The 13,356-nt window shown below is 72.7% G+C and carries 10 protein-coding genes; 3 read left to right on the forward strand and 7 right to left on the reverse strand.

Annotated elements, in window-relative coordinates:
* On the forward strand, window positions 1-466 hold a 466-nt coding region (locus tag FNH09_RS38225; RefSeq protein WP_476691276.1), incomplete at its 5' end, for an MBL fold metallo-hydrolase.
* A 34-nt stretch (window positions 467-500) separates the two neighbouring features.
* Window positions 501-1,307 carry a DUF3097 domain-containing protein gene (locus FNH09_RS38230; RefSeq protein ID WP_152894471.1) on the forward strand — a complete coding sequence of 269 codons (807 nt, stop codon included), beginning with the start codon at window positions 501-503 and terminating at the stop codon, window positions 1,305-1,307.
* 155 nt (window positions 1,308-1,462) lie between these two features.
* Here FNH09_RS38230 and hemW read toward each other — a convergent pair whose 3' ends face one another.
* The 4 genes from hemW to lepA form a co-directional block, all read right to left on the reverse strand.
* Window positions 1,463-2,695: a radical SAM family heme chaperone HemW gene (gene hemW / locus FNH09_RS38235; RefSeq protein WP_152894472.1), complete on the reverse strand. Its 1,233-nt coding sequence runs from the start codon at window positions 2,693-2,695 to the stop codon at window positions 1,463-1,465.
* Between the two features lie 78 nt (window positions 2,696-2,773).
* The gene (locus FNH09_RS38240; RefSeq protein ID WP_152894473.1) at window positions 2,774-4,768 is read right to left on the reverse strand and encodes an ATP-binding SpoIIE family protein phosphatase; all 1,995 of its coding nucleotides are present in this window, start codon (window positions 4,766-4,768) and stop codon (window positions 2,774-2,776) included.
* A gap of 210 nt (window positions 4,769-4,978) precedes the next feature.
* Window positions 4,979-6,853, reverse strand: a complete 1,875-nt coding sequence (locus FNH09_RS38245; RefSeq protein ID WP_162469722.1) for an AMP-binding protein — start codon at window positions 6,851-6,853, stop codon at window positions 4,979-4,981.
* A gap of 285 nt (window positions 6,854-7,138) precedes the next feature.
* Entirely contained in the window at window positions 7,139-9,013 is a 1,875-nt protein-coding gene (gene lepA, locus FNH09_RS38250) for a translation elongation factor 4 (RefSeq protein WP_162469723.1), read from the reverse strand.
* A 230-nt stretch (window positions 9,014-9,243) separates the two neighbouring features.
* Here lepA and rpsT point away from each other — a divergent pair, with 230 nt between their 5' ends.
* Entirely contained in the window at window positions 9,244-9,510 is a 267-nt protein-coding gene (gene rpsT / locus FNH09_RS49175; protein ID WP_162469724.1) for a 30S ribosomal protein S20, read from the forward strand.
* A gap of 352 nt (window positions 9,511-9,862) precedes the next feature.
* On the opposite strand, the gene holA is transcribed toward rpsT, so the two are convergent.
* The 3 genes from holA to FNH09_RS38270 form a co-directional block, all read right to left on the reverse strand.
* Window positions 9,863-10,852, reverse strand: coding sequence for a DNA polymerase III subunit delta (gene holA / locus FNH09_RS38260; RefSeq protein WP_202919843.1), 990 nt, complete (start codon window positions 10,850-10,852; stop codon window positions 9,863-9,865).
* A 225-nt stretch (window positions 10,853-11,077) separates the two neighbouring features.
* Window positions 11,078-11,323, reverse strand: a complete 246-nt coding sequence (locus FNH09_RS38265) for a hypothetical protein (protein ID WP_162469725.1) — start codon at window positions 11,321-11,323, stop codon at window positions 11,078-11,080.
* A 74-nt stretch (window positions 11,324-11,397) separates the two neighbouring features.
* Window positions 11,398-13,356 (reverse strand): ComEC/Rec2 family competence protein (locus FNH09_RS38270; protein WP_152894476.1); only part of this gene is annotated, 1,959 nt, incomplete at its 5' end.

The following is a 13,356-nucleotide window of genomic DNA, read 5'->3' on the forward strand; positions in this document are numbered from 1 at the left end:
GCGCGGGGACGCGCGCGGAGGCGGGGACGGGGGCTTCTTCGGGACGGATCGCGCCGGGATGTGTGCGGACGCGGTGCGCAACGGCCTCGACCGCCGGGCCGCGGAGGAGGCCGCCGACGCCCTCGTGCGCCCCCACCGGACCGTGCGCGGCACCCTGGACCTGGAGCCGGCGGGCGGCCCGCGGATCCGGCTGGCGGACGTGGGCCCGGGGCACACCGCCCGGGACCTCGCGGTGGTGGTGGCGAGCGACCCGGTGGTGGTGTTCTGCGGCGATCTGGTCGAGGAGTCCGGCGAACCGCAGGCCGGCCCCGACGCCGTGCCGTCGCGCTGGCCCGCGGCCCTGGACCGGTTGCTGGAACTGGGCGGCGAGGACGCGTTGTACGTGCCCGGTCACGGAGCGGTGGTGGACGCGTCCTTCGTCCGTGCCCAGCGGGACGCGCTGGCGCGGCGTTTCGGCGTGTCGTGAGACCGGGCCGACCACTTCTCCTATCGTCGTGCGAATGCGCTCGTACTCGCCCGACCTGACGCCGCCGTGGAAGAAGACCGGCCCCGTCCCGGAGGTCCCCGCCGAACCCGGTCTCGTGGTCGAGGAGCCCGCGACCGGGTTCTGCGGCGCGGTGATCCGCTGCGAGGCGGGCACGGTGACGCTGGAGGACCGGTTCGGCAAGCACCGGGTGTTCCCGCTGGAGCCGCGGGGCTTCCTCCTGGAGGGCGCCGTGGTGACGCTGGTCCGGCCGTCCGCGGGCGGCCCGGCACAGCCCGCCCGTACGGCGTCCGGCTCGATCGCGGTGCCCGGCGCACGCGCCCGGGTGGCCCGCGCCGGGCGGATCTATGTGGAGGGCCGGCACGACGCCGAGCTGGTCGAGAAGGTGTGGGGCGACGACCTGCGCATCGAGGGCGTGGTCGTGGAGTACCTGGAGGGTGTCGACGACCTCCCGGCGATCGTCGCCGAGTTCTCCCCCGGCCCGGACGCCCGCCTGGGCGTCCTGGTGGACCACCTGGTGCCGGGCTCCAAGGAGTCCCGTATCGCCGCGTCGGTGACGAGCGAGCACGCGCTGGTGGTGGGCCACCCGTACATCGACGTCTGGGAGGCGGTGAAGCCGTCGTCCCTGGGCATCCCGGCGTGGCCGCGGGTCCCGCGCGGCCAGGACTGGAAGACGGGCGTGTGCCGGGCGCTGGGCTGGCCCTCGGACAACACGGGCGCGGTGTGGCAGGCGATCCTCGCGCGCGTGGGCTCCTACAAGGACCTGGAACCGGAGCTGCTGGGCTGTGTCGAGCGTCTCATCGACCATGTGACCGTGCCCTGAGGCATGCCGCGCCGTTGATCCGCCGGGACCGGCGGACCGCTCTCCGCCCGCGCCTGCGCGCCGAGGCGGTCCGTCGACCGGCTCGCCCACAGGGCCGACGGTGCGTCCACCCGGTCGAGCGGGTCGCGCTCCCCGCTGTCGCGCGGGGGGACTCCTCAGTCCACCAGGTCCCGCACCACCGCGTCCGCCAGCAAGCGGCCCCGCAGCGTCAGCACGGCCCGCCCGTCGTCGTACGCCTCCCGCACCAGCAGCCCGTCCGACAGTGCCCGGCGCGACGCCTTGAGCCCCTCCTCCTTCAGAAGCCCGAGCGGCACCCCCTCCCGCAGCCGCAGCTCCAGCAGGATCCGCTCCACCCGCCGGTCCTCGTCCGCCAGGACCTCGCGTCCGGCCCCCGGCGACCGCCCGGACGCCAGCGCCGCCGCGTACGCCCCCGGGTGCTTGACGTTCCACCAGCGCACCCCGCCCACGTGCGAGTGCGCCCCCGGCCCGGCGCCCCACCAGTCGGCGCCCCGCCAGTACAGCTCGTTGTGCAGGCAGCGGGCCGCCTCCGAGGTCGCCCAGTTGGAGACCTCGTACCAGTCGAGGCCCGCCGCCGACAGCGTCTCCTCGGCGATCAGGTAGCGGTCCGCGTGGACGTCGTCGTCGGTCATCGGCACCTCGCCGCGCCGGATCCGGCGGGCGAGCTGCGTGCCCTCCTCGACGATCAGGGCGTACGCCGACACATGGTCGGGGCCGGCCCCGATCGCCGCGTCCAGCGAGGCTCGCCAGTCGTCGTCGGACTCGCCCGGGGTGCCGTAGATCAGGTCGAGGTTGACGTGCTCGAAGCCGGCCGCGCGGGCCTCGGCGACGCACGCCTCGGGCCGCCCCGGGGTGTGCGTGCGGTCGAGGACCTTCAGCACGTGCCGCTTCGCGCTCTGCATGCCGAAGGAGATCCGGTTGAAGCCGCCGGCGCGGAGCGTGGCGAGGTAGGCGGGGTCCACCGACTCCGGGTTCGCCTCCGTGGTGACCTCCGCGTCCGCCGCCAGCCCGAACTCGTCGCGGATCGCGCCCAGCATCCGGACGAGATCGTCCGCGGCCAGCAGGGTGGGCGTGCCGCCGCCGACGAACACCGTACGGACCTCGCGTGGGTCGTCGCCGAGGACCTTGCGGGCCAGGCGGATCTCGTCGACCAGGGTCTCGGCGTAGTTGTCGCGGGAGGCGAGGACGCCGCCGGTGCCGCGCAGCTCGGTCGCCGTGTAGGTGTTGAAGTCGCAGTAGCCGCAGCGGGTCGCGCAGTAGGGGACGTGCAGGTAGAACCCGAGGGGGCGGTCGGCGGCCCCGGCGAGCGCGGACGCGGGCAGCGCGCCGTCGTCGGGGACGGGCTCGCCGTCGGGGAGTGCGGAAGGCATGTGCTCCATTGTCCCGCACGTTCACCGGACCCTGGAGCCTGTCGCGCCCCGGGTCCGTCACCCCGGGCCGGTCCGGGGCTATTCCGCCTGGAGCACCAGCAGCGCCAGGTCGTCCTCGGGCGGGTGCCCGCCGAACTCGTGCACCAGCCCTATGATCCGCTCCGCGATCAGCTCGGCGTCCAGCCCCGCGCAGCCGGCCAGCGCGACCGCGAGGCCGTCGCCGTCGTCGAACTGGCGGGAGCCGGAACGCCGCTCGGTCACCCCGTCGGTGACGCACAGCAGGCTGTCGCCGGGGCGCAGCTCGAACGTTTCGCTGGTGTACGTCTCGTCCTCGACGACCCCGAGGAGGGTCTGCGGCCGGGCGACCGTACGGACGTCGCCGTCGGGCCCGAGGAGCAGCGGCAGCGGGTGTCCGGCGGAGGCGAGGGTGCAGCTCAGGCCGCCGTCGAAGGGGGCGAGCTCGCCGTAGAGGAGCGAGAGGAACCGGGTCTGCGGGCCGTCGCCGTGGGCGGCGGGGCCGACGAGGGCACGGGCGGAGGCGTCCGCGGCCTCGGTGGCGTCGTCGAGGAGGAGCTGGTTGAGGCGGTCCAGGACGTCGGCGACGCGATAGCCCTCGCGGGCCAGCAGCCGCAGCCAGGGCCGGGCCAGGCCGATCACCACGGCCGCCTCGGGGCCCTTGCCCTGGACGTCGCCGACGGCGAAGCACCAGCGCCCGTCGCCGGCCGGGAAGAGGTCGTAGAAGTCGCCGCTGGGTCCGCCCTTGTCGCGGGGCTCGTAGACGAGGGCGCTGCGCACACCGGGGATCTCGGCGACGGCGCCGGGCAGCAGCCCCCGCTGGAGCACGGCGCTGATGGTGGCCTGACGGGCGTACTGGCGGGCGGCGCCGATGGCCAGCGCCACCCGGCGGCTGAGGTCCTCGACCAGCCCGGTGACCTCGTCGGGGAAGCGGGCCAGTCCGGCCCGGCCGATGACCAGGGTGCCCAGCGGGCGGCCGCCCGCGACGAGCCGGTAGGCGAGCGCCGTACCGTACGACCCGCCGGCCCCGTACGGCCCACCGGCCTTGTACGACCCGCCGATCCCGTACGCGTCACCGGTCCCGCACGGATCACCGGGTCCGTGGGAGTCGTCCCCGGTCCAGGCCACCGCGGGCCAGGGGAACGGAACCGGCCCGGCGACGATCCCCTCCGACGGCCGGGGCGGGTCCTTCTCCAGGGCTCTGCGCAGCTCCTCGATGACGTTCTCGCTGCCGTGCCAGACCCGGGCCAGCCGCGGTCCGGCGCCCGATGCGAGGTCGCCGGACCAGCCGCCGCGGCCGGTGGCCTCGTCCTCCAGCCACACCGCGCACCAGTCGGCCAGCCGCGGCACGAGCAGCTGGCCGGTGAGCGCGGCGACCAGGTCCTCGTCGAGCTGGCCCGCGAGCAGGTCGGAGGCCTCGGCGAGGAAGGTCAGGGCGCCGCGGCCCAGCCAGTCCCCGTCCCGCTCGGCCCGCTGCTGTTCGGGGGCGAGGATCTCGGCCACGCCGAGGGCGTACGCCGGGGCGCACGCGTCGTCGTGCGCCTCGACGCCGTCGGGAGGCTCGAAGGGCAGCCGTGCCCACACCGCCTTGGCGCCCCTGCGGTAGGTGACGCCCCAAGCCTCGGCCAGCGTGGCGACCAGGCGCAGACCGCGCCCGTACTCCGGGGTCTCGTACGCCGGTTCCGGGCCGCCGTCGCGCGGGGCCCGCGAGGGGTGCTGGTCGGAGACCTCCACGACGACCGCGCCCGCCGCCGCCTCCTCCTCCAGGCGGCACACGAGCTCGACGTCCGTGCCGGCGTGTACGACGGCGTTGGTGACGAGCTCGCTGACGACCAGCAGCACGTCGTCGGCCAGGTGGCCGGTGCGCAGGGCGGGCGGACCCTGCTCGGCCCAGTCGACGAGCGCGGCACGTACGAGTGCGCGGGCGGAGCCGGGCGCGAGAGGGTTTCCGGCCAGGATCGCGCGCACCTGCGCGCGCTCCGGCGCGCAGGCGTCAAAGGCACCGGAAGCATCGGAGGCAAGGGGAAGGTTCTCCCGTTGCGTCGGAATGGCCCCCATGGGCGGCTCCCGAACGGTTCGGACGAATGGACCTCGGTCGTTGCCGACAGCGTGACAGACCGAGCGCGTCCATAAGCGCCGAGTTACCGAAGTGGGTGGCCATGAGTGAAAACCGTGCTACGCGCGTGCTCGAAGACGGGCAGAAATCTGACCGACTCCGAGCATCCGGACAACATCTGTCGCCCACCGCGCAGCGCCCGGCCCTCCTGCCTACGCTTCGCGCGAGCCCGCGTACATCTCGTCGATCAGGTGCTTGTACTCACGCTCCACCACCGGCCGCTTCAGCTTCAGGCTCGGCGTGATCTCGCCGTGCTCCACATCGAGGTCGCGCGGCAGCAGCCGGAACTTCTTGATGGTCTGCCAGCGCTGGAGACCCTCGTTGAGCTGCTTGACGTACCCCTCGACCATGGCGACCGTCGCCGGCGCGGCGACGACGTCGGCGTACGGCTTGTCCGCCAGTCCGTTCTCCTTCGCCCACTCCAGGATCGACGGCTCGTCGAGCGCGATGAGGGCCGTACAGAAGTTACGGTCGGCGCCGTGCACGAGGATGTTGGAGACGTACGGGCACACCGCCTTGAACTGGCCCTCGACCTCGGCCGGCGCGATGTACTTGCCGCCGGACGTCTTGATCAGGTCCTTCTTGCGGTCGGTGATCTTCAGATAGCCGTCGGCCGACAGCTCGCCGATGTCGCCGGTGTGGAACCAGCCGTCCGCCTCCAGCACCTCGGCGGTCTTCTCGGGCAGCCCGTGGTAGCCCTGCATGATGCCGGGGCCGCGCAGCAGGATCTCGCCGTCGTCCGCGATGCGCACCTCGGTGCCGGGCAGCGGCTTGCCGACCGTGCCGGTGCGGTAGGCCTCGCCCGGGTTGACGAAGGAGGCGGCGGAGGACTCGGTGAGGCCGTAGCCCTCCAGGATGTGGATCCCGGCACCGGCGAAGAAGTAGCCGATCTCGGGCGCGAGGGCGGCGCTGCCCGAGATGCAGGCGCGCAGGTTGCCGCCGAAGGCCTCGCGGATCTTGGCGAAGACGAGCGCGTCGGCGGCCTTGTGCTTGGCCGCCAGCCCGAACGGCGCCGCGTGGCTGCCGGTGCGCCGGAAGTTGTCCTGGGTGACCTTGGCGTACTCGCGGGAGACCTCGGCGGCCCACTGGAAGATCTTGTACTTGGCGCCGCCGCCCGCGCGGGCCTTGGCCGCGACCCCGTTGTAGACCTTCTCGAAGATGCGCGGCACGGCCGCCATGTAGGTCGGCCTGACGACCGGAAGGTTCTCGATGATCTTGTCGACGCGGCCGTCGACGGCGGTGACGTGCCCGACCTCGATCTGACCGGAGGTGAGCACCTTGCCGAAGACGTGCGCCAGCGGCAGCCACAGGTACTGCACGTCCTCGAAGCCGATCAGCCCGGTCCCGGCGATCGCCTTCGCCATGTACGACCAGTTGTCGTGCGGCAGGCGCACGCCCTTCGGGCGGCCGGTGGTACCCGAGGTGTAGATGAGGGTGGCGAGCTGGTCCTTGGTGATCGCCGCGACCCGCTCCTTGATCAGGCCGGGGTGCTTCTCCAGGTAGGCGGCGCCGCGCCGCTCCAGCTCGGCGAGGGTGAGGACCCGGTCGTCGCTCTCGACGCCGGCCGGGTCGATCACCACGACGTGGGTGAGCTCGGGCAGTTCGGCGCGCTTCTCCTGCGCCTTGGCGAGCTGGGCCGCGTCCTCGGCGATCAGCACCCGGCTCTCCGAGTCGGAGAGGATGAACGCCGACTCGTCGGCGTTGGTCTGCGGGTAGACCGTGGTCGTGGCGGCACCGGCGCACAGGATGCCCAGGTCGGCGAGGATCCACTCGACCCGGGTCGAGGAGGCCAGGGCCACCCGCTGCTCGGGCTGCACGCCCAGCTCGATCAGGCCCGCGGCGATCGCGTAGACCCGCTCGGCGGCCTGCGCCCAGCTGAGCGACTTCCAGTCGTCCGGCCCCTCGCCCGCTTCCGCCACCACCGGGTAGCGGTAGGCCTCTGCGTCCGGAGTGGCCGCCACGCGGTCAAGGAAGAGGCCCGCGACGGACGGCGGACGGTTCTCGATCAGTGTCTGTGTGTCGCTCACGACATCCTCCGGGGCCCGCGACGGTGCGGCTGGCTCGGCTGGCTCAGTACGGGCCTGCTCAGTACGGCTGGGTCTGCTCACGAGCTGCTGTCCGAGCGTTGTTTAACTCGCGAGTAACTATCGAGCAGAGATCAGAGTAAGGCGCGACCGCCCCCTGCGTAAGAGGCCGCGGCCTGTCACTTCCTACAGAGAGCGACGGCCCGCACGCACCGGGGCCCGCCGCGCTTTCGCACGACGAGCCCCGATTGCGCCCGTTTCGACGATGTACCCACGGGTAACCCGTGGTTACTTCTTGCCCTTGCCCGACCCCGCGCTGTCGTCGCTGGAGAGAACCGCGATGAAGGCCTCCTGCGGAACTTCCACGGAACCCACCATCTTCATGCGCTTCTTGCCCTCCTTCTGCTTCTCCAGCAGCTTCCGCTTCCGGGAGATGTCACCGCCGTAGCACTTGGCGAGGACGTCCTTGCGGATGGCGCGGATCGTCTCGCGGGCGATGACCCGGGAGCCGATGGCCGCCTGGATGGGCACCTCGAAGGCCTGCCGCGGGATGAGCTCGCGCAGCTTGGCGACGAGCCGCACTCCATACGCGTACGCCGCGTCCTTGTGCGTGACCGCCGAGAAGGCGTCCACCTTGTCGCCGTGCAGCAGGATGTCGACCTTGACCAGGCTGGAGGCCTGCTCGCCGGTGGGCTCGTAGTCGAGCGAGGCGTAGCCGCGGGTCTTGGACTTCAGCTGGTCGAAGAAGTCGAAGACGATCTCGGCGAGCGGCAGGGTGTAACGGATCTCGACCCGGTCCTCCGACAGGTAGTCCATGCCGAGGAGGGTGCCGCGCCGGGTCTGGCACAGCTCCATGATCGAGCCGATGAACTCGGAGGGCGCGAGGATCGTGGCGCGTACGACCGGCTCGTACACATCGCTGATCTTCCCCTCGGGGAACTCGCTCGGGTTGGTGACCGTGTGCTCGCTGCCGTCCTCCATGACGACGCGGTAGACCACGTTCGGCGCGGTGGCGATGAGGTCGAGCCCGAACTCGCGCTCCAGCCGCTCCCGGATCACGTCGAGGTGCAGCAGCCCGAGGAAGCCGACGCGGAAGCCGAAGCCGAGCGCGGCGGAGGTCTCCGGCTCGTAGACGAGGGCGGCGTCGTTGAGCTGGAGCTTGTCGAGGGCGTCGCGCAGCTCGGGGTAGTCGGAGCCGTCGAGCGGGTAGAGCCCGGAGAACACCATCGGCTTCGGGTCCTTGTACCCGCCGAGGGCGTCGGTCGCGCCCTTGTGCAGGGTGGTGATGGTGTCACCGACCTTGGACTGACGGACGTCCTTCACACCGGTGATGAGATAGCCCACCTCGCCGACGCCGAGGCCGTCGGCCGGCAGCATCTCGGGCGAGTTGGTGCCGATCTCCAGCAGCTCGTGCGTCGCGCCGGTCGACATCATCCGGATCCGCTCACGCTTGTTGAGCTGCCCGTCGACGACACGCACATACGTCACGACGCCCCGGTAGGAGTCGTACACCGAGTCGAAGATCATCGCGCGGGCGGGCGCGTCGGCGACCCCGACCGGCGCCGGAACCGCCTCGACGACCTTGTTCAGCAGGTCGTCCACACCTACACCGGTCTTGGCGGACACCCGCAGCACGTCGTCGGGGTCGCAGCCGACCAGGTTGGCGAGCTCCTCGGCGAACTTCTCGGGCTGCGCGGCCGGCAGGTCGATCTTGTTCAGCACGGGGACGATGGCCAGGTCGTTCTCCATCGCGAGGTACAGGTTCGCGAGGGTCTGCGCCTCGATGCCCTGGGCCGCGTCGACGAGGAGGACGGTCCCCTCGCAGGCGGCCAGCGACCGCGAGACCTCATAGGTGAAGTCGACGTGCCCCGGGGTGTCGATCATGTTGAGGATGTGCGTCGTGCCCTGGTCGGGACCCGTGGTCGGGGCCCAGGGCAGACGCACCGCCTGGGACTTGATCGTGATGCCGCGCTCGCGCTCGATGTCCATGCGGTCGAGGTACTGAGCGCGCATCTGCCGCTGGTCGACCACACCGGTCAGCTGGAGCATCCGGTCGGCGAGCGTGGACTTGCCGTGGTCGATGTGCGCGATGATGCAGAAATTGCGGATCTGAGCCGGGTCGGTACGGCTCGGCTCGGGCACATGGCTAGGAATCGCGGGCACGCAGGGTCCTGATTCTTGAGGCGTCCGCAGTGTGTGCGGTCTCGGGTCGGATCGATACGTAGCCTCCATGGTCCCACGCGCGGCCACCTGAAGCCGGTTTGGGCCAGCCGGAGAGCCCCTGGTAGTGTGGGGGGCTGTGTCTCTTGCCCTCTCAGCGCGAGACACACCCCAAGAAAATCATCGGCACGGGACCCGAGCGGCCCCGCGCCAGAACCTGTGAAGGCTCATTCGTGGCGAACATCAAGTCCCAGATCAAGCGGATCAAGACCAACGAGAAGGCGCGACTGCGCAACAAGTCGGTCAAGTCCTCCCTGAAGACCGCGATCCGCAAGGCCCGCGAGGCCGCTGCCGCGGGTGACGTCGAGAAGGCCACCGAGTACCAGCGCGCTGCCGCGCGTCAGCTCGACAAGGCCGTCTCCAAGGGCGTCATCCACAAGAACCAGGCCGCCAACAAGAAGTCGGCGCTGGCTTCCAAGGTCGCCAACCTCAACGGCTGATCCTCTTTCTTGATCTGACCGCCGGAAGGACCCAGAGCGGGCCCTCTCTCATCCGCTCCCGTCCGGCACCCATGGATCTGCGCGCGGCCTGCGTTCGCCACGCGGGCGCGGATCCCCCGCTTTGAACCGAAGGCCCCGGCGCCTCGCCCTTCCCCAGGACGAGCACCGGGGCCTTCGGCATGAGCAGCGGCGGCACCAGAGGCAGCGGCAGAAGCGGGGCGGGGGCGAAGGCAGGGGGACGGGTATGCGCGGGTGGTGCCCCCTGGTGCGGGTGGTGCCCCGCTGCCCCCTGCCGACCTCCCGGACCGCGTCCGGGTTACGCGCGGTCTCGGGACCGCGAACGGCTTCCCGGTTACGCGCGCCCTCGGGACCGCGCCGCCCGGGCGATCGTCACGACCGCCTTCTCCAGGGCGTACTCGGGATCGTCCCCGCCGCCCTTGACCCCGGCGTCGGCCTCGGCCACCGCCCGCAGGGCGACGGCGACCCCGTCCGGCGTCCACCCCCGCATCTGCTGCCGGACCCGGTCGATCTTCCAGGGCGGCATCCCGAGCTCCCGCGCCAGATCGGCCGGCCGCCCGCCGCGGGCCGAGGACAGCTTCCCGATCGCCCGCACCCCCTGTGCCAGCGCACTCGTGATCAGCACCGGCGCCACTCCCGTCGCCAGCGACCACCGCAGCGCCTCCAGCGCCTCCGCCGCCCGCCCCTCGACCGCCCGGTCCGCGACCGTGAAACTCGACGCCTCGGCCCGCCCGGTGTAGTACCGCCCGACGACGGCCTCGTCGATCGTCCCCTCCACGTCGGCGACCAGCTGCGCCGCCGCGGACGCCAGCTCCCGCAGATCGCTCCCGATGGCCTCGACGAGTGCCTGGCACGCCTCCGGCGTCGCCGACCGTCCCAACGTGCGGAACTCGCCCCGGACGAACGCCAGCCGGTCCGCCGGCTTCGTCATCTTGGGGCACGCCACCTCCCGCGCCCCCGCCTTGCGCGCGGCGTCCAGCAGCCCCTTGCCCTTGGCCCCGCCCGCGTGCAGCAGCACGAGCGTGATCTCCTCGGCCGGTGCCCCGAGATACGCCTTCACGTCCTTGATCGTGTCGGCGGACAGATCGTGCGCATTGCGTACGACCACGACCTTGCGCTCCGCGAAGAGCGAGGGGCTCGTCAGCTCGGCCAGCGTGCCGGGCTGCAACTGGTCCGAGGTCAGGTCGCGTACGTCCGTGTCGGCGTCGGCGGCCCTCGCGGCGGCCACCACCTCCTGCACGGCGCGGTCGAGCAGCAGGTCCTCCTGGCCCACGGCCAGGGTCACCGGGGCGAGCGGGTCGTCATTCGCAGTCTTCCTTGCCATCGGGACAAGCATGGCACGGCCCACCGACAACACCCCGCGAGCCGGCCGCCGGTCGGCCGGTCGACCGGCCGAAGAACGCCACCGCGGGACCGGATCCCCGTCCCCGCCGCCGCCGTCCCGGTGCCGGCCGTTGTCCCGGAGTTCCGCGTCCCCGGGTCACGGCTCCTCGCGTCCCCGGGTCACGGCTCCTCGCGTCCCCGGGTCACGGCTCCTCGCGGTCCCGGGTCACGGCTCCTCGCGCCAGCCGTCCCACTCCCCCGCGAACGCGTCCAGCTCCCGGGGGTCCAGCCGCCCCTCCGCGTCCTGGATGGCGAGGAGCCACTGCGCGTCCTCGGCGTCGTCCTCACCGGCCAGCGCGTCCCGCACCAGCCGCGGCTCCTCGTCGAGTCCGAACCGCTCCCCGAGCGCCTCCACCGCCTCCTCCGCGGCATCTCGGTCGGGCAGCACCAGCACATGTCTCACATCGCTCACGGACCCATTCTCCGGCACCGCGACACCCGGAAATCGCCACCTCCCGCCGGCTCTCCCCGTCATCCGCCCTCCCGTCATCCGCCCTCGGTCACCCTCAGCTCCCCCTCCTCCTCGGTCACCGCCAACGCCCCGTCCACATCCGTCCGCAGCACCGCGGCTCCCCCGGCCCGCAGCGCGGCGACCGTGCCGGGATCCGGGTGTCCGTACGGGTTGTCCGCACCGCAGGAGATGAGGGCCAGCCGCGGCGACACCACCCGTATGAGATCCGGGTCCTGATGGGCCGAGCCGTGATGGGCCACCTTGAGCACGTCCACCGCCGCCAGCGCCCCGGCCGCCGGTGACCGCAACAGCGCCTGCTGGGCCGGAGGTTCGAGGTCACCGAGCAGCAGCAGTCGCAGTCCGGCCGACCGCACGAGCAACGTGACACTGGCGTCGTTCGGGCCGTCGGGCGCGGGCACCTGACGCGGCGGCGGCCACAGCACCTCCCACGAGAGGTCGCCGATACGGCGCTGCTCCCCGGCGGCGGCCTCGGTGACCGGGACGCCGTGCGCCGCGGCCTGCGTCCTGACGAACTCGGCCTGGTCAGCGGGCTCCGCGAACCCCGTCGTCTCGATCGCGCCCACCGAACGTCCGCGCAGCACGCCCGGCAACCCCGCCACATGGTCGGTGTGGAAGTGGGTCAGCACGACCAGCGGGATTCTGGTGACACCGAGCGCGCGCAGACACCGGTCGACCGACGCCGCGTCGGGTCCGGCGTCCACGACCACACCGGTTCCCTCCCCCGCCGCCAGCACCGTCGCGTCCCCCTGCCCCACATCACACACGGCGTACCGCCAGCCCGGCGGTGGCCATCCGCTGATCACCCTGGTCAGCGAGGGCGGCCGCACCACCACAAGGACGAACAGCACCCCGCAGGCCCCGGCCAGCCACGGGTTCCGCGGCAGCCGCCGCCCGACCGCCACAACCACCACCATGACGAGCGCGAGCAGCAGCGCGCCCGCCCAACTGCCCGGCCAGTCCACTCCGCCACCGGGCAGCGCGGCCCCGTACCGTGCGACGCCCGCGATCCACCCCGTCGGCCAACTCGCGCACCACGCGAGCGCCTTGGCCACCGGCATCATCACCGGCGCGGCCGACAGCGCCGCGAAGCCCAGCACCGTGGCCGGTGCGACCGCGAACTCGGCGAGCAGGTTGCACGGCACCGCCACCAGGCTCACCCGCGCCGACAGCACGGCAACGACCGGCGCACACAGCATCTGCGCCGCGCCCGCCGCGGACAGCGCCTCGGCCATCCGCGGCGGCACCCCTCGCCGGCGCAGCGCGGCGCTCCAGCGCGGCGCCAGCGTGAGCAGCGCGCCGGTGGCCAGCACCGAGAGCAGGAAGCCGTAGCTTCGGGCCAGCCACGGGTCGTACAGCACCAGCAGCAGCACCGCCGTCGCCAGTGCCGGGACGAGGGATCTGCGGCGGCCGGTCACGAGGGCGAGCAGCGCGACCGTGCCGCAGGCCGCCGCCCGCAGCACACTCGGGTCGGGTCGGCACACGACCACGAACGCGACGGTGAGCGCGCCCCCGCACAGTGCCGTCGTGCGGAGCGGGATGCCGAGGCGGGGTGCGAGGCCGCGCCGCTCGACCTGCTGGGCCAGACCGGGCGGCCCGAGGAGCAGGGCCAGGAGGATCGTCAGGTTGCTCCCGGAGACCGCCAGGGTGTGCGCGAGGTCGGTCCTTTTGAATGCCTCGTCCAGTTCGGGTGTGATGCGCGAGGTGTCCCCGACGACCAGGCCGGGCAGCAGCGCCCGCGCGTCCCCCGGGAGCCCGTCGGTGGCCTGCCTCAGTCCCGCGCGCAACCGTCCCGCGAACCGCTGCGCCCCGGAGGGTCCCTTCGTCACCTCCGGCGCCGCCCGGTCCCGGACCCGCAGTACGGCCGCGATCCGGTCGCCGCCCGTCGCGGCCGGAGCCAGCCGCCCGGTCACCCGCAGCCGGGTCGAGGGCAACAGCGCCAGCCAGGGCGAACCCGCCGGCCCACCCCCGGCCCC

The organism is Streptomyces adustus (assembly GCF_009377175.1).
GTDB classification, from domain to species: domain Bacteria; phylum Actinomycetota; class Actinomycetes; order Streptomycetales; family Streptomycetaceae; genus Streptomyces; species Streptomyces adustus.

Bases quoted from the DNA above. Each gene is read 5' to 3' on its own strand.
- holA (WP_202919843.1), bottom strand. From the start codon at position 10,852: ATGGCAAGGAAGACTGCGAATGACGACCCGCTCGCCCCGGTGACCCTG.
- hemW (WP_152894472.1), bottom strand. From the start codon at position 2,695: ATGCCTTCCGCACTCCCCGACGGCGAGCCCGTCCCCGACGACGGCGCG.
- FNH09_RS38230 (WP_152894471.1), top strand. From the start codon at position 501: ATGCGCTCGTACTCGCCCGACCTGACGCCGCCGTGGAAGAAGACCGGC.
- FNH09_RS38240 (WP_152894473.1), bottom strand. From the start codon at position 4,768: ATGGGGGCCATTCCGACGCAACGGGAGAACCTTCCCCTTGCCTCCGAT.